The sequence below is a fragment of the Acerihabitans sp. genome (assembly GCF_036398755.1).
Classification (GTDB): domain Bacteria; phylum Pseudomonadota; class Gammaproteobacteria; order Enterobacterales; family Enterobacteriaceae; genus Acerihabitans.
The window spans coordinates 1-16,066 of the sequence record NZ_DASWOM010000136.1 but is presented as its reverse complement, the minus strand read 5'-3'; the positions used below and the strand labels follow the sequence as shown (position 1 = coordinate 16,066).

Sequence of the window (16,066 nt, the reverse complement as noted above, 5' to 3'; positions counted from 1 at the left end):
CGGCTGTCGAGTAACAGTAAAGGTGGTCCCTGGGCTTGCGTCTATGCCACTTACTAACAAAGAGTAATTATCTTTAACGACTAATTTGTTTACTTCACCAGTGAGTAACTCTTTTCCGTCATTCTCTAGTACATAATGTTGATTATCTTTAACGACGAGTGTCAAAGGTACGTTGTAAAATTCATCGGGAATATTTAGTCTGGAAATAGCTATTCTTCCAGGCTTTTCATTTTTTAAGCGCGCCCAACCTTTCCCGAATATAGGAAAATATTTTTGCTCGACATTAACATTCAAACCCAAATCGTTAACAGTTTTGCCTATCACCATTCTAGACTGTATCAATTCTATCTCAGCAGTTGAATCAGGCTTTGCATTAGACAACAGGCTGCTAATATTATCCATAATTTGGCTGCTGGCGTTCTGCTCAACCTGCACCAATGCATTCGCTTGGTAGATGGGAGTAGAGAACAAGCAATAGAGAATGCCGAGTGTTGCAAATAAGGAAGTTATGCCTATTATCAGCCACTTATGATCGATTACAGTGCCTATTAACCGACCCAAGTCTACTTCGTTACCACTATCCTCTGATGCAATGGGTAATTTATTTTTATTCAACATTACGATCCCTATTCAACTTAGTTTACTCGCCCATTTACGTGCAGCAGCATCAAGCAAGATGTAAGTGGCCTGAAAAGCTTCGAAGCTTTTGTGATATGGGTCCGATATTTCCTGTGATGTCCAATGCCCAAAAAGCATAACTTTACCTCTAACCTCTGGGACCAATTCGCATACAGCCTCGATATGTTTTTTCTCCATTACTAATATTAAGTCAAAATTTCTACAAAGTTCTTTTGTCAACTGCTTAGCGCTATGATTTGCAAGTGAAATATTATGTTCATTAGCAACATTAATTGCATTTGTATCCGCTTCGCTCCCCACAAGCGCACTTATTCCTGCCGAGTCGACAAATTTATTCGGAATATATTTCCGCATCAATCTTTCGCCTGTTGGTGATCTGCAAACATTACCGACACATACGATTAAAATTTTGTCAAACATTAATCAATTGCTCCAAACTCCTGCATTACGTGAACCATCAGAAATGGTTCGCGTACCACTTATCGTTGGAACCAACTGTCCAATTACTCTATTCCAACGCGTTATAGGTGCAGTTGTTACATAAACTATATCATAAGGTTGTAATCTGAATTCTGTTGCCAAAATCAAAGACGTTGCATCAGAAAGGTCCAGTTGGTAGACATTGGCTATTTTCGATTTAGGTCCAGAATTCCTGATCGGTCGGATTACAAATATACCAGTGGCATCAGAAGTTGTCTGGTTAATCCCTTCAGCATTGCCCAGAGCTTCAGTTAGTGTCATGCCACTACGATCCATGCGTAACGTGGCCTGCTTTGTCACTTCACCCATCACAAACACTTTCAAATCATCATTTCGGGGGATGTAAAGAATATCACCTGGATACAGAAGTCGATTTTGATGCAAATCTCCATTTTGCATTAATGCTTGTAGCGATATTGTTTCTTCCTTGCCATCGTGAGTTAACACCACATTCCGCCAGTCAGCATCTGTGGTGAGACCACCTGCTTTATTTATGGCATCAAGTATCGTGAGTGGTACATTAGTTATAGCTTGCTCTCCCGATTTGGCTACTTCACCAGTGACGTAGGCTTTTTGAGATCTAAATGTAGCTATGCTGACATCTACTTGTGGACTTTCAATGTATTGAGACAGCCTATTTGATATTTCGGTTCTAACATCGCTTACAGTGCGGCCAGCAACCTTAATTTTACCTATATAAGGATAAAAAATGGTTCCGTCAGAATGCACCCAGTTACCTGAATCGCTGGAGCTTCGATAAGTACCTGCAGGGGTTGTTAATTCAGGATGATCCCAAACGACTACACTCAACACATCTCCCACACCAATCCGATACTCATAATTCTGTAATTCGCGGTCGAGCAAAACGTTATTCTGCGCAATAATAGGCTTGCTACGGAGCTCGTCAACCAATGCTGGAGTCATTGCAAAAATATTGACATAGTTGCCAATATTAAAATCACTATCATCTTGTTTTATAACCGTTTTCCCGCGAGTTGTCATGTTCGAGCCGGGGAAGACTGTACAACCACTGAGCACACTGAGAGATACCAAAAGCGGCATCAACTTAAGTTTTGTTTTCATCATTGAGTTATCATCACTATCGCTGTTGCTCGGGTAAAAAGCGTATCCATGTCTTTGGTATCGCCTTACGCAAGTGTGTTAATGCCAAAAAAGCCCCAAAACTTAGCGCTGTTCATCTGTTTTACTTCGCATCCCCTGCCCGTTCGCCATCATGGTCTAACTCTGCAAAACACATCACTTAGGTTGCGGTACAGCTAATTGACCAAAAATAGCAGATAAATTCAACTATAAACCTATACATTCTGCACATATTTGATCTGTTAATCATTAATTCAGAGCGATCCCATGCACCACGTCATGTTCTGCATAGAGCGTAGCCGCTTCTGTCTCGTTATGCTGAATTTATAGGCGAAATTCCGCAAAAAATCGCGCAAGAAAAAATCTTTTTTATCTGCTAAAGATTCAGGGCCGTCTGCCGATACCGTTGTCTATCATAGAACAGCTAAAAATCAGGTCATTTATTAACCAAAATATCAACTGTTAATGCTATCAAGCAGCCGCCACGCGCCCGCCGACGGTTAAAGCACGGTATGGGCAAGCATCGCTTTTGCGTAAGAGGTAGGATCAACCATGAATTACCGGCCGGTTTAGGGCTGGGGAATAATCTTGTGCCTTTGATGCCCTTAAGCACGCTACCGCCCTTGGCTTGTAGCTACCAATGCACTGGATGTCATTTTTATCGGCTTCCGGTCCTTTTTTGCTCTTGGCTTTCGTGCTAAAAGCTGTTTTGTGCGCGTTCAGTCACAAAACCGCACTTTCCCTGCCTATTTATTGACCAAAAATAATATAATTGGCACAACATATGCCTCATCATTGTTATACTAATTATTAATTATCTCTTTACAAGGTTTCGATGACCCCTGCCCTGCGTTTTAGGAATAAGACTACCCTCAGGTTTGCAGTCATGGACCGTCAATTGGTTATAAAAACAGCACCGCTGCGCTTCTCTTGCGCGATCTGATTGAGAAATAAGGCTTTCTTATCCAACCGCCGTTTTGCTGGTCGGGCGTTCATTTAGCAGACTTTTAACATTAATAAAGCAACTACATAATAACCAGTTTGCGTTAGTTACCGGTGCAAGTCAGTGATAGGCGTTGCATATTAATTAATACTGCTAATGAATTGTGCATATATCATTTCTTCTTTTTCCCCCGGCATCCTTCTTCTTGCGTCTACGGCTGTAATCACCGGTTGAGTTTTAGCGCGTTACCTCCCATCATTCCCCCTGGGTTAGTCTTTGATATAGGTATACGACCGATTATGGAATGGATCGCCGATCCGACGATTTGGGCAGGCCTGGCCACGCTTATTGTGCTGGAGCTGGTGTTGGGCATCGATAACCTGGTGTTTATCGCCATACTCGCCGAGAAGCTGCCGCCCAGCCTGCGGGATCGGGCGCGCATAGTGGGCCTGGCCTTTGCCCTGCTGATGCGTTTGGCGCTGTTGGCGTCGATGTCGTGGCTGGTGTCGTTAACCGCGCCGCTGTTTGCCGTCTCCGCGCACCCCTTTAGCGCCCGCGACCTGATCATGCTGGCCGGTGGTGTGTTTTTGATATTTAAAGCCACCATGGAGCTTAACGAGCGGCTGGAAGGCAAGGATGAAGAGGTGCAGACCCAGCGCAAGGGCGCGCGCTTTTGGCCGGTCGTTGCGCAAATCGTTATTCTGGATGCGGTGTTCTCCATAGATTCGGTGATTACCGCGGTGGGGATGGTGGATCACCTGGCGGTGATGATGGCGGCGGTGGCGGTGGCCATCGGCGTGATGATGCTGGCCAGCAAGGTACTGACCCGGTTTATTAATGCCCACCCCACCATCGTTATCTTGTGTTTGAGTTTTTTGCTGATGATTGGCTTTAGCCTGGTGGCGGATGGTTTTGGCTATCATATTCCCAAAGGCTATCTGTATGCCGCCATCGGCTTCTCGGTGGCTATCGAGGCGTTAAACCAGCTAGCGCAGTTTAACCGGCGGCGGTTTTTGTCCTCAAGCGTGCCGTTGCGCCAGCGTACCGCCGAGGCGGTGCTGCGCATGCTGAACGGTAAACATGAAGAGGCGCAGCTCGATGCGCAGACTTCCGCCCTGATTGCCGATAGCGATGGCAAGGGTCAGGAGGTGTTTAACGAACAGGAACGGCGCATGATTGAGCGGGTGTTGGGCATGGCCCAGCGTACCGTCAGCAGCGTAATGACGTCGCGTCATGATATTGAGCATATCGATTTGCGCGATCCGCCCGAGGTGATTGTTCCGCTGCTGGAAAACAATCAGCACACACGGCTGGTCATTACCGACGATAGCGCCACCAACGAGCCGTTGGGCGTGGTGCATGTTATTGACCTGCTGACCCAGCAGTTGCGCAACGAGCCGCTTAATCTGCGCTCGCTTATCCGCCAGCCGCTGGTGTTTCCCGAACAACTGTCGCTGCTGCTGGCGCTGGAGCAGTTTCGCGAGGCGCATACCCATTTTGCTTTTATCGTCGATGAGTTTGGTTCGGTGGAGGGCATTATCACCCTGAGCGACGTGATGGAGACCATTGCCGGTAACCTGCCGCTGGAAAACGAAGAGATAGACCCGCGCCACGATATCGTGCAGCACGATGACGGCACCCTGACGGTGAACGGTTATCTGCCGCTGGAGGATCTGGTGGGCTATATCGGCATTTCGCTGGAAGAGCGCCGCGAATACCATACCCTGGCGGGATTGCTGATGGAACATACCCAGGCCATTCCCAAGCAAGGCGATACCCTGCGCATCGATCAATACCTGTTCGAAATCCTGGAAGTAGAAAGCCACCGTATATTGAAGGTGCGCATCACCCCGCAAATCTTGCCTGAATACGAAGTATAACGCTTAGCGGCTGATACCGCGGAGGGCGCGGCTGCGCGCGGGCCATACCTTTGCTGGCATGGTGACTGCGCGCGCCCGTTGCGCCCTGCCCCGTTACAGCTTATCCAGCAGTTTTTGCACGTTCTTGTTCTGCGTGCGTTCCTGGTTTTTCTGCGCCCAGGCGTCCAGGCGTTTCTTTAGCTCGTCCTGCAGCCTGTCGCGCAGCAGCTGATCGACGTGCAGTTGGTAGCTGAGGCTGTCCCAGGGGCCGTAGACGCGCAGCGGGATGGCGGTGTTGACCAGCGCTTCGGTAAGCTGCGGCTCGCCTTGCCAGCCCTTGAGCACGCGGATATTGAGGTTGACGTCGCACTGCTTGCCGGGCAGGTCGAGCACGCCGTTGCCGGCAAGCGACATCAGCTCGGAGTCGCCCGCCAGGTTGTTCAGCCGCAGGTTGCCCCGTTCAAGCGTGGCGTCGGCGGTAAGCTGTTTTACCGCCGAATAGGTTTCGCTGCGCTGCTGCGCCGTGACATTATTATTGCTGCGTTCTACCGCTCGTTGAATCAGCTGCTGGATATTGAGCCCTTCCAGTCGGGCGTCGTCCAGCACCATGCGGCCTTTGCCGTTCCAGTTCTCGGCAAAGTCCCTGAACCTGAAGGCTTCTCCGGTCAGTTGCCCCTCGACGGATAACCGGCCGGTCAAGGTCTGCGGTAGCGAAAAAGCCTGTAGCAGCGGCGCCAGCGCCACCTGTTTCAAGCTTGGGTTTAATTGAAAATGGGGTTTCGCCCCGGTGGTATCCACCGTGCCGGGCAGGCTGAATTCGCCGTCGCCCAGTTTTCCGCCCAGGGAATTGATCGCCAGGTGCCCGCGGCGGTTATCCGCCTGGGTTTTAAAGCCGGTGATGTTAAGCCCGTGATAGATGACCTGATCCGCCGTGAGGTTGAGCTGGCCGTTGAAACTGTTTAACACCGACAGCGGCTGCGCATCCTGGCCGAGGGCGGCGATGACCGGCTTGGCGCTGTGGTGATGGTTTTGCGTGTCGTTGTCGCCGGAGGCGTTGAGCCCAAGCAGCGTATCCAGATTCAGGCGTTTGGCGTTAAGGTCAAGCTGGTAGACCGGCGTGTCGCCCAGTTTGGCGCTGGCCTGGCCCGCCAATTCGCTGTCGTTGGCGCTAAACGACATCTTGCTCAGTTCGAGGGTCTGGTTGGTGGCGGAATAGTCGGCGCTTAGCGTGCCCTGCCCTTTGATGCCCTCGGCCGACAGCCCCTGGCCGTGGAGCTCGTAGTTGAAACGGTCCAGGCTGGCGGACAGTTGGCGCGGGTAATGGCTCAGATCCGCTTTGCCGCTTAAAGAGACCGCCACGTCGCGCTGATCGCGGTTAATCCGGCTGGAGAAACTGAAATTGGCCAGCCGCGCCGCCGTTTGTTCCACATCCAGGTTAACATCGCGCAGGTTGATTTGTTCATTCGGCTGCCGCTGCCAGATAAGCAGGCTGTCGCTGACCTTGAGACTGGCGATATCGTAGGACCAGCCGGTGTGCTGCGCGGGAGTGGAGGTGCCGGCGGGCGCTATGGGGGCGTTTTCCGGGCTGCGGGCTTCGCTGTCGGGGGTGATGGTAATGACCGCCCCTTTGAGCATCACCTGTTTTACCGAAAGCTGGTGCGACAAGAGCGGCCAGAGCTGGACATCAAGGCGCATGTTTTCCGCACTGACCACCGGCACGGCGGCGCCGGGCGCGGTCAGCGTCATGCGCCCCGCCAGGATGCTGAGCTGCGGCCAGACGTGCCAGCGCAGATCGCGGTCCAGGCTTAGCCGGTAGCCGCTGCGTTGTTCAACCTTGGCGACCATATAATTGCGAAAGTCATTGGGGTTGATCAGTAACACCAGCGCCGTAATGCCGGCCACCAATACCGCCAGTAAAATAATCAGCGTCGTCAGCAATCTTCTCATGCAATCCTCAAAAATGTCTGCGCCACACAGTGCGTCTGACGGAATTAATCCTCATCTATGCGGCTGGCTACCGCGCCCTGCTGGTTGCGGTATTTCGCGTCCTCGCGGCGGTTGTACGGCCGCGCCGCATGTCCGCTTAGCGGCTCGAAGCTGAGCGCGCCGATAAGCATGCCCGGCCGCAGCGCCAGCGGCAGCTTACCTGAATTATAGAACTCCAGCACGATCCTACCTTGCCAGCCCGGATCGATGCGGTGCGCGGTAACATGCACCATCAGTCCGAGGCGCGCCAGCGAGGAGCGGCCATCCAGCCAGCCGACCAGGTTATCCGGCAGCGTGACCGATTCAAGGGTGACCGCCAGCGCCAGCTCGGCGGGGTGCAAAAAGAAAGCGCCGCCTTCAGGCAGCACGATTTCATCGCTCATGACGCGATCGAGCGCGGCCGAGACCTCTTCCTTGGGGCCGCTGAGGTCGATAAATGCCGCGGTATGGCCCTGGAATACCCGGAATTGATTGCCCAGCCGCACATCGACCGTGGCGCCGTTAATGCGTTCCATCGGCGGACGCGGGCTGATATCCAGCCTGCCGTCGTCCAGCCAGGCTTCAATATCACTGTCGCACAGTCTCATCGTTATCTCTCCATTTGAATGCTGGGGAATTACCGCCCGCGTCGCGATCTTTTCCTGTCTCCGTGCCTGGGGTGGCGTTATTCAAAAAACTGACTGATCTTCGCCTTCAGGATATCGATGGCGATACGGTTTTTACCGCCGCGCGGCACAATAATATCGGCGTATTGCTTGGAAGGCTCGATAAACTGCAGGAACATGGGACGCACCGTTTTCTGATACTGTTCCATCACCGAGTCCATGGCGCGGCCCCGTTCGTTGACATCGCGTTTCATGCGCCGCAGCAGGCAGATATCGAGCGGCGTATCGACGAAAATCGAGAAATTCATCTCGGTGCGCAGCCGCAGGTCGGTCAGCAGCAGGATGCCCTCCAGTATGATCACCTTTTTGGGCCGCAGATGGATGGTCTCCGGCCGGCGGGTGTGTTCGACATAGCTGTAGACCGGCATTTCTATGGCCTGGCCCGCCTTGAGCATCTGCAGATGCCGGAACAGCAGGCTGTGATCCATGGCGCTGGGATGATCGTAATTGGTCTTGACCCGTTCACTCATGGTCAACTGGCTTTGATCCTGATAATAGCTGTCCTCAGGTATTATGCCGATATGTTCGTCGCCGACCTGCTCACAAAGTTCCTGGTACAACGTGCTGGCTATCAGGCTTTTGCCGGAGGCGGAGGCGCCGGCGATGCCGATAATGACGCACTGGTGAGGCTTGTCAGTCATACAGTAAATGGCCTGGTATAATAATAAATGAAGGGCTGCGCCGTAACGGCGCGCTGGACGCGGCAATTATAGAGTGCGGGAGTAGCGGACGCCAGCAATAGCGTTTATCTGACATGTCGTTAGGCGGCGCGGACAATCGTTCGCCGCGATGTATGTCACATTTTTAAGATAATTCATGCTGGAGCGGCGCGAAAGTATTGCGTAAAGTGTATTGAGCGGGATGTTAACTTTACTCTTGAGCGGTATTGAATGAATTGGCATTGGTTGACTTTTTTTGGCGATAGCATGCTGTTGCTGCCCTGCGCGGTGCTTATCGTCATGTTATTGCTGTGGAAAGCGGATACCCGGCGAACCTGCCTGCAATGGCTGCTGCTGTTCGGCGCCGCCGGCGCCATCGTGGTGGTATCGAAACTGGCCTTTATGGGCTGGGGCGTGGGCAGCCGAAGATATGACTTTACCGGTTTCAGCGGCCATTCGGCGTTATCCGCCAGCATCTGGCCGGTAATGATCTGGATTTTAACCAGCCGCGCCTCCCGCCGCTGGCGATTGGCCGCGGTGTGCGGCGGTTATCTGCTGGCGCTGACCGTGGGCTTCTCCCGCGTGGTTATTCACGCCCATTCCGAATCCGAAGTGATTGCCGGGCTGGCCCTGGGATTTACCATCAGCACCTCGTTTTTGCTGATGCAGAATTCCCATCACACCGCCATCCGCCATCTTTCCTACGGCCAGATTACCGCCGTGCTGCTGTTGCCGCTGCTGCTGGTGGTGCAGGGAAAAAAAGCGCCGACCCAGGGATTGCTGGAGCAGATTGCCTTGACGGTGGCGCCGGTGCAGCGGGTGTATACCCGGGCGGATTTGCACGGCAAGGGCCGCCTGGTCGTGCCGGATACGGTGCAGATTACGCCGCAGTAAGCCGTTTTTCGTGGTTACCCTGCCCCGTAGCGCTTGGGGCTTCCCTACCCTGGCCGCAACACCTGTCCTGTCCCGGTTCTGAGACACTTCTTTATTATCGCAATTAAATCGTGATCCATTTCAAACTTTTCCCATAAGCTGATAGCCTGTTTATGGAACCGATTCCATACTCTGCGCAATAATCGTTACGGCACGGCGGGCGAAAGATCATGCCCCGCCGCGCCAGGCCGGATAACAGCCGGCCTTTTTGTCTTGAGGAGTTTTCTATGTCCAACATGATACCCGCCGCCAGCCAACCTTTGGATGTGGTGACCTTTGGCGAAGCGATGGCGATGTTTGTCGCCACCACCGGCGGCGAGCTGCATGAGGTGAGCCAATACGTGCGCCGCGCCGCCGGCGCCGAGCTGAATGTCGCCATCGGCCTGGCGCGCCTGGGGCTGAAATCCGGCTGGGTCAGCCGCCTGGGCACGGATTCGTTTGGCCGGTTTATCCTCGATACCCTCGACGCTGAACACGTGGACCGGCGTGCGGTGACGCAGGATCCGCTTTACCCCACCGGCTTCCAACTGAAATCAAAAGCCGACGATGGCGCCGATCCTATTGTGGAGTATTTCCGCAAGGGATCGGCCGCCAGCCGGCTGTCCCAGGCGGATTTTGACGAGGACTATTTTGGCGGCGCCCGGCATCTGCATTTAAGCGGCGTGGCGGCGGCGCTGTCACCTGAGAGCTATGCGCTGGCGGCGCACGCGGCGAGCTGGATGAAACGGCGCGGCAAGACGGTGTCCTTTGATCCCAACCTGCGTCCGGTGCTGTGGCGCTCACGGGAAGAGATGGTGGCGCGGCTGAATGCGCTGGCGTTCAGCGCGGATTATGTGCTGCCGGGAATTAAAGAAGGCCTGATCCTCACCGGTTACGACCAGCCTGAGGCGATTGCGGATTTTTACCTGGCGCGCGGCGTGCGGGCGGTGGTGATCAAAACCGGCGCCGACGGCGCCTATTATAAAACCGACGGCGGCGATCGGGGCGTGGTGCCGGCGGTGCGGGTGGCAAACGTGGTGGATACCGTGGGCGCGGGCGACGGTTTTGCGGTGGGGGTGATAAGCGCCCTGCTGGAAGGGCTGCCGCTTAACGAGGCCATTGCCCGCGGCAACCAGATCGGCGCGCTGGCCATCCAGGTTATCGGCGACAGCGAGGGATTGCCGGACCGCGAGCAACTGGCGCGGGCGATGGCAAATAACGCTGGCACCCTGCTGGTGTTGGATTAGGGCGATTGGCGGGTATCGGCGTTGTGCAGTGGGTAGCCCTGGTGGAAGTGGGATCGGCAGGTTTTGTAACAGTCACAACCAAGGGTTCAATAACATGGCTCCGGTTAACTCGAAGTCCTTGGTATTGCGGGTAACGAGCGTAAGACGGTTGGTTATGGCGGTTGCCGCTATTAATGAGTCCGTCATACACTTAGGATCCGGGACATCCATTTTGGCGCAACAAAGCGCTACCGCAACATCTACCGCCAGGATCCTGTCATGAAAACCCTTTATGACCACGCGATCAAACCAATGACGCAGTTTGGCGGCTTGCGCTAAATCTTTTCTTTCTCTTAGCAATACCCCTTTTTCTATTTCCATTATAACTAATGTGGAAGTATACATTTCATATTGTTCGTTGCTTGCCGCCCATTCCCTGACCTTGGGATCGGCCTTATCTGCTTTAAAAAGCTCGGATATAACGTTGGTATCTATGAGAAACATATCAAAACTCGACAGGCCTTGCTTGGATATTTAAACGTTCCGTTTCAAGATCGAACGATTCACCATCAGGTGGTGACAACACATCAAGAATAGTTTTATGACCACCGGTGATACACCGATATGCTTCTTCACTGAGCAGGACATGGGTTATTTTATTGCGGGATTTAATAAATACCGGACCGTTGAAAGCATCTCGTTTAGCTTTGGTAATGTTTTGATTTAATTCCCGGCTTGATATAAAGGTTACGCTCATCTTGTATCCTCCTCTCTTGGCACTGTATTTGTAGTAACGTTACTACAATGTACTTTTTTGGGCACGTCATGAAGAAAATGCTTACAAAATCATCGCCGGAGGTAGAGTAGGCCCGACACATCGAAAATTCGGTAAATTGATGTGTCGGACATTAAACGCGCAGAGGTTTGTCCCTCTTATAATGCCTTGAAGGAAATCTCGGTGGGGATCACCTCGCCCTGCCAGTACAGCTGCGCCGCCACCTGTCCCGCCAACTGGCGGTAGAGTTCGGTGAACTCGCTGTCCGGCCGGCTGACCACCGTGGGCTGGCCCCGATCCAGGTCCTCGCGCAGGCTGATATGCAGCGGCAGTTGCCCCAGCAGCGCGCAGTTATATTGCGCGGCGAGTTTTTCGGCGCCGCCGGTGCCGAAGATGGCCTCAAGATGGCCGCAGTGGCTGCAGATATGCACGCTCATGTTTTCCACGATGCCAAGCACCGGCACGCCGACTTTTTCAAACATCACGATGCCCTTACGCGCATCGGCCAAGGCGATATCCTGCGGCGTGGTCACCACCAGCGCGCCGGTTACCGGGATATTTTGCGCCAGCGTCAGCTGGATGTCGCCGGTGCCGGGAGGCATGTCCAGCACCAGGTAATCCAGCTCCGGCCACAGGGTGTCGTTAAGCAGTTGCAGCAGCGCCTTGCTGGCCATGGGCCCGCGCCAGACCATGGCGTTGTCTTCGGTGACCATATAGCCGATGGAGTTGGTGGCCAGGCCGTGCGCCATGATGGGGGACATATGCTGGCCGTCGGGCGATGTGGGCCGTTCTTCGCTGGTGCCGAGCATGGCGGGAATCGACGGGCCGTAGATATCCGCGTCAAGCAGGCCGACGCGCGCGCCTTCGGCGGCCAGCGCCAGCGCCAGGTTAACCGCGGTGCTGGATTTGCCCACGCCGCCCTTGCCCGAGCTGACGGCAATCAGATTGCGCACGCTTTTTACCCCCGGCAGGTCCTTGACCCGCTTGAGGGTGGCGATATTGTGTGCCAGCGTCCAGTCGATGGCCCGCGCCCCGGTGATGCGCAGCAGGTCCGCGCTGGCGGATTCCTTCAATTCGTCAAAGGCGCTGTGCCAGGCGAACGGCATGGTCAGCTCGATATGCAGCGCGCCGTCCAGCAGCGCGCAGTGGCTTAGCGCCTTGAGTTCGGTCAGGCTGCGTTTAAGCGTGGGGTGTTTAAACCGGGCCAATACCTGGGCGACCTGGGCGCGCAGGACATCGGCGGTGGATTGTTCGGGTGATGGAGGATTCATCACGGCTCCTTATTTTCTCATTCTGGGGGTGGTAACCGATGCGCATAGCATAACAGAACTGTCCGAGCTTGTTTACGCGGGGTGTCGCTATCGGTTACCATCGAAATTCTTTATTTCATCTGATAAAAGCACATTCCCAACATGACTCAAGTCGCGAAAAAAATATTGGTAACCTGTGCGTTACCATACGCTAACGGTTCAATCCATCTCGGCCATATGCTGGAGCATATCCAGGCAGATATTTGGGTTCGTTTCCAGCGAATGCGCGGCAACCAGGTTTATTTCATCTGCGCCGATGACGCGCACGGCACGCCAATCATGCTGAAGGCCCAGCAGCTCGGTATTGCGCCGGAAAAAATGATTGATGAAATGAACCATGAGCATCAGCAGGATTTTGCCGGTTTCGGCGTCAGCTATGATAACTATCATTCGACGCACAGTGATGAGAATCGCGAGCTGTCGACGCTGATTTACCATCGGTTGAAAGACAACGGCTATATCAAGACCCGCACCATTTCCCAACTGTTCGACCCGGAAAAAGAGATGTTTTTGCCGGACCGGTTTGTCAAAGGCACCTGCCCGAAGTGCAAATCCCCCGATCAGTACGGCGACAATTGCGAAGTGTGCGGCGCCACCTACAGCCCGACCGATCTGATCGATCCTAAATCGGCGGTGTCCGGCGCCACGCCGGTGATGAAGGAGTCGGAGCATTTCTTCTTCGACCTGCCGGCCTTCAGCGATATGCTGAAAGCCTGGACGCGTTCGGGCGCGCTGCAAGAGCAGGTGGCCAACAAAATGCAGGAATGGTTTGAATCCGGCCTGCAGCAGTGGGATATTTCCCGCGACGCGCCCTACTTCGGCTTTGAAGTGCCGGACGCGCCGGGTAAATATTTCTACGTCTGGCTGGACGCGCCCATCGGTTATATGGGGTCGTTCAAGAACCTGTGCGACAAACGCGGCGATATCAGTTTCGACGATTACTGGCGCGTGGATTCCGATGCCGATCTGTATCACTTTATCGGCAAGGATATTGTCTATTTCCATAGCCTGTTCTGGCCGGCCATGCTTGAAGGCAGCAATTTCCGCAAGCCGACCAATCTGTTTGTCCACGGCTATGTGACGGTCAACGGCGCCAAGATGTCTAAGTCGCGCGGCACCTTTATCAAGGCCAGCACCTATCTTAAGCATCTGGACGCGGATTGCCTGCGTTATTATTACGCCGCCAAGCTGTCGTCGCATATCGATGATATCGACCTGAACCTGGAAGATTTTGTCCAGCGCGTCAATGCCGATATCGTCAATAAGGTGGTCAACCTGGCCTCGCGCAACGCCGGTTTTATCGCCAAGCGCTTTAACGGCCGGCTGTCCGATACCCTGGCGGACCCGGTGCTGTACCAGACCTTTACCGACGCCGCCGCCGGTATCGCCGAGGCGTTTAACGCCCGCGAGTCCTCGCGCGCCATTCGCGAAATCATGGCGCTGGCCGATCTGGCCAACCGCTATGTGGACGAGCAGGCGCCCTGGGTGGTGGCGAAAGCGGAAGGACGCGATGGGGATTTACAGGATATCTGCTCAATGGGCATTAACCTGTTCCGCGTGCTGATGACCTATCTCAAGCCGGTGCTGCCTTCCCTGGCGGAGCGCGCCGAGGCGTTCCTGAACGTGCGCCTTGACTGGGACGGCATCCATGCGCCGCTCACGGGCCACACCGTCGCCACCTTTAAGGCGCTGTTCAACCGTATCGATCCCGCGCATGTGGAGAAAATGGTCAACGAATCCAGGGAAGAAGCGGCCGCCGCCGGCGCCAAAGCCGAGGTCGCCGGTCCGCTGGCGGATGCGCCGCTGCTCGAGACCATCGCCTTTGACGATTTTGCCAAAGTGGATATGCGCATTGCGCTTATCAAGCACGCCGAGCTGGTGGAAGGGTCGGATAAGCTGCTGAAGCTGACGCTGGATATCGGCGGCGAGACCCGCCAGGTGTTCTCCGGCATCCGCGCGGCGTATCCCGATCCACGGGAACTGGAAGGCCGCCTGACGGTAATGGTGGCAAACCTTGCGCCGCGCAAGATGCGTTTCGGCGTGTCCCAGGGCATGGTGATGGCGGCCGGACCGGGCGGTAGCGATATCTTCCTGTTAAGCCCAGACGCCGGCGCCCTGCCGGGCATGGCGGTTAAATAACAGCGCCGGTCATAATAAAGCGTTCAACGCGGGCCGCGAGGCCCGCTGCCCGTTTTAGCCCCTCAAGGCCCAACTGAGCGTTGGCGTAGCGCGCTTGAGCGTGCGGGCGCTGCGATATGTAGGGTTATCATGGATATCAAAGCCGCCGCGCGCGGCTTTTTTTACCACTGTGGAAAAGACCGGTTATGAAGGGATTGCCGCCCGTTATCAGGGCATTATTGATAACATCGTTGATTTTGACCATCGCCCGTGGATTGACCCTGCCCTTTATCGCCATCTATCTGTCCAGGCAGGCGGGCATGTCGCCGGAAAAAATCGGCCTGGTGCTGGGCGCCGGCCTGGCGCTTGGCATCGTATTTAGCCTGTACGGCGGTTATCTGGTGGACCGGTTTAACAAAAACCGTCTGATTGTCTGCGCGATGTCGCTGTTCGCCCTGTCGTTTTTCCTGCTGCCGCTGGGCAACGGCCTGTTGGCGATGATTGTGCTGGTGGCGCTGGTGAATGCGGCCTATTCGCTGTACTCGATTTGCCTGAAGGCCTGTATTGCCGACTGGCTTACGGTTGAGCGGCGCATTAAGGCCTTTTCCGCCAATTACACGTTGGTGAACGTCGGTTGGGCCGTCGGCCCGCCGCTTAGCGTTTTGCTGGCCAAAAGCAGCGCGGTGCTGCCGTTCTATTTGTCAGGGATACTGGCTTTGGCGGCCGCGCTGGCGCTGGCGTTGCTGCTACCGCGCTATGGCCGCCCGCCGGCGCAGGCGGATTTCAGCGCGGCGGTGACGCAGAAAATCGATTTTCGCAACACGGTGAATGTGCTGCGCCATGATAAACGGCTGATCTATTTTACCCTGGGCGGCATTCTGGCCAGCCTGGTGGGCGGCCAGTTCGCCAGCTGCATTTCGCAGTACCTGATGGTGGCGTTCGACGCCGATTTCGCTTACCGCGTGGTGGGCATTATCCTGCCCGTCAATGCGGTGATCGTCATCACCTTGCAATATATGGTCGGTCGCAATATGCGCCGCGAAAACCTGATGCCCTGGCTTATGATCGGCAGCCTGTTTTTTATTATCGGCCTGCTCGGCATGGCGATGGCGGGCAATGCCATACCGGTATGGATGATGGCGGTTGCCGTATTCACCCTGGGCGAAATTATCATCACCCCGGTTGAGTATCTGGTTATCGACTTTATCGCGCCGCCCCATTTGAAAGGCAGCTATTATGGCGTGCAAAGCCTGGATAACCTCGGCGGCGCCGCCAACCCGCTGCTTACCGGCATTATTCTGGCCCACGCCCCGCCGGCCACGTTATTCCTGGTGCTGGTGCTGGCCATGCTGGCCAGCCTTTGGTTGTTCCACCACGGCTTTCGCCATACCCG

Annotated in this window: 14 protein-coding genes; 5 read left to right on the top strand and 9 right to left on the bottom strand. The window is 54.6% G+C overall.

Going from position 1 to position 16,066, the window contains the following annotated elements; genetic code table 11:
• The 3 genes from VGC33_RS22240 to VGC33_RS22230 all read right to left on the bottom strand — a co-directional run.
• Nucleotides 1-618 (bottom strand): Wzz/FepE/Etk N-terminal domain-containing protein (locus VGC33_RS22240; RefSeq protein ID WP_331122947.1); only part of this gene is annotated, 618 nt, incomplete at its 3' end.
• A 12-nt stretch (nucleotides 619-630) separates the two neighbouring features.
• Entirely contained in the window at nucleotides 631-1,059 is a 429-nt protein-coding gene (locus tag VGC33_RS22235) for an arsenate reductase/protein-tyrosine-phosphatase family protein (RefSeq protein WP_331122946.1), read from the bottom strand.
• 3 nt (nucleotides 1,060-1,062) lie between these two features.
• Complete coding sequence (locus VGC33_RS22230; protein ID WP_331122945.1) at nucleotides 1,063-2,205, bottom strand: polysaccharide export protein; 1,143 nt, start codon at nucleotides 2,203-2,205, stop codon at nucleotides 1,063-1,065.
• Nucleotides 2,206-3,462: 1,257 nt separating this feature from the next.
• Here VGC33_RS22230 and VGC33_RS22225 point away from each other — a divergent pair.
• A complete protein-coding gene (locus VGC33_RS22225) occupies nucleotides 3,463-5,043 on the top strand; it encodes a TerC family protein (RefSeq protein ID WP_331122944.1) in 1,581 nt (526 codons plus the stop codon).
• 93 nt (nucleotides 5,044-5,136) lie between these two features.
• On the opposite strand, the gene asmA is transcribed toward VGC33_RS22225, so the two are convergent.
• From asmA to udk, 3 genes are all read right to left on the bottom strand, one after another.
• The gene (gene asmA, locus VGC33_RS22220; RefSeq protein WP_331122943.1) at nucleotides 5,137-6,969 is read right to left on the bottom strand and encodes an outer membrane assembly protein AsmA; all 1,833 of its coding nucleotides are present in this window, start codon (nucleotides 6,967-6,969) and stop codon (nucleotides 5,137-5,139) included.
• Between the two features lie 44 nt (nucleotides 6,970-7,013).
• Nucleotides 7,014-7,595, bottom strand: coding sequence for a dCTP deaminase (gene dcd, locus VGC33_RS22215; RefSeq protein ID WP_331122942.1), 582 nt, complete (start codon nucleotides 7,593-7,595; stop codon nucleotides 7,014-7,016).
• A gap of 77 nt (nucleotides 7,596-7,672) precedes the next feature.
• Nucleotides 7,673-8,314: a uridine kinase gene (udk, locus tag VGC33_RS22210; protein WP_331122941.1), complete on the bottom strand. Its 642-nt coding sequence runs from the start codon at nucleotides 8,312-8,314 to the stop codon at nucleotides 7,673-7,675.
• Nucleotides 8,315-8,563: 249 nt separating this feature from the next.
• On the opposite strand from udk, the gene VGC33_RS22205 reads away from it, so the two are divergent.
• Together VGC33_RS22205 and VGC33_RS22200 are read left to right on the top strand one after the other, a co-directional pair.
• Nucleotides 8,564-9,226, top strand: coding sequence for a phosphatase PAP2 family protein (locus tag VGC33_RS22205; RefSeq protein ID WP_331122940.1), 663 nt, complete (start codon nucleotides 8,564-8,566; stop codon nucleotides 9,224-9,226).
• Between the two features lie 266 nt (nucleotides 9,227-9,492).
• Entirely contained in the window at nucleotides 9,493-10,491 is a 999-nt protein-coding gene (locus VGC33_RS22200; protein ID WP_414636978.1) for a sugar kinase, read from the top strand.
• A 72-nt stretch (nucleotides 10,492-10,563) separates the two neighbouring features.
• On the opposite strand, the gene VGC33_RS22195 is transcribed toward VGC33_RS22200, so the two are convergent.
• From VGC33_RS22195 to apbC, 3 genes are all read right to left on the bottom strand, one after another.
• Nucleotides 10,564-10,974: a type II toxin-antitoxin system VapC family toxin gene (locus VGC33_RS22195; protein WP_331122939.1), complete on the bottom strand. Its 411-nt coding sequence runs from the start codon at nucleotides 10,972-10,974 to the stop codon at nucleotides 10,564-10,566.
• 1 nt (nucleotide 10,975) lies between these two features.
• Nucleotides 10,976-11,227, bottom strand: coding sequence for a type II toxin-antitoxin system Phd/YefM family antitoxin (locus tag VGC33_RS22190; protein WP_331122938.1), 252 nt, complete (start codon nucleotides 11,225-11,227; stop codon nucleotides 10,976-10,978).
• A 176-nt stretch (nucleotides 11,228-11,403) separates the two neighbouring features.
• Complete coding sequence (gene apbC, locus VGC33_RS22185; protein WP_331122937.1) at nucleotides 11,404-12,516, bottom strand: iron-sulfur cluster carrier protein ApbC; 1,113 nt, start codon at nucleotides 12,514-12,516, stop codon at nucleotides 11,404-11,406.
• A 141-nt stretch (nucleotides 12,517-12,657) separates the two neighbouring features.
• On the opposite strand from apbC, the gene metG reads away from it, so the two are divergent.
• Nucleotides 12,658-14,694 (top strand): methionine--tRNA ligase, encoded by a 2,037-nt coding sequence (gene metG, locus VGC33_RS22180; protein ID WP_331122936.1) that lies wholly within the window; start codon nucleotides 12,658-12,660, stop codon nucleotides 14,692-14,694.
• Nucleotides 14,695-14,879: 185 nt separating this feature from the next.
• On the top strand, nucleotides 14,880-16,066 hold a 1,187-nt coding region (locus VGC33_RS22175), incomplete at its 3' end, for an MFS transporter (RefSeq protein ID WP_331122935.1).

Excerpts from the sequence above, each read along its gene's own strand:
- apbC (WP_331122937.1), bottom strand. The coding sequence starts at position 12,516 with ATGAATCCTCCATCACCCGAACAATCCACCGCCGATGTCCTGCGCGCC.
- udk (WP_331122941.1), bottom strand. The coding sequence starts at position 8,314 with ATGACTGACAAGCCTCACCAGTGCGTCATTATCGGCATCGCCGGCGCC.
- metG (WP_331122936.1), top strand. The coding sequence starts at position 12,658 with ATGACTCAAGTCGCGAAAAAAATATTGGTAACCTGTGCGTTACCATAC.
- VGC33_RS22190 (WP_331122938.1), bottom strand. The coding sequence starts at position 11,227 with ATGAGCGTAACCTTTATATCAAGCCGGGAATTAAATCAAAACATTACC.
- VGC33_RS22205 (WP_331122940.1), top strand. The coding sequence starts at position 8,564 with ATGAATTGGCATTGGTTGACTTTTTTTGGCGATAGCATGCTGTTGCTG.
- VGC33_RS22230 (WP_331122945.1), bottom strand. The coding sequence starts at position 2,205 with ATGATGAAAACAAAACTTAAGTTGATGCCGCTTTTGGTATCTCTCAGT.
- VGC33_RS22200 (WP_414636978.1), top strand. The coding sequence starts at position 9,493 with ATGTCCAACATGATACCCGCCGCCAGCCAACCTTTGGATGTGGTGACC.
- VGC33_RS22225 (WP_331122944.1), top strand. The coding sequence starts at position 3,463 with ATGGAATGGATCGCCGATCCGACGATTTGGGCAGGCCTGGCCACGCTT.
- dcd (WP_331122942.1), bottom strand. The coding sequence starts at position 7,595 with ATGAGACTGTGCGACAGTGATATTGAAGCCTGGCTGGACGACGGCAGG.
- VGC33_RS22195 (WP_331122939.1), bottom strand. The coding sequence starts at position 10,974 with ATGTTTCTCATAGATACCAACGTTATATCCGAGCTTTTTAAAGCAGAT.
- VGC33_RS22235 (WP_331122946.1), bottom strand. The coding sequence starts at position 1,059 with ATGTTTGACAAAATTTTAATCGTATGTGTCGGTAATGTTTGCAGATCA.
- asmA (WP_331122943.1), bottom strand. The coding sequence starts at position 6,969 with ATGAGAAGATTGCTGACGACGCTGATTATTTTACTGGCGGTATTGGTG.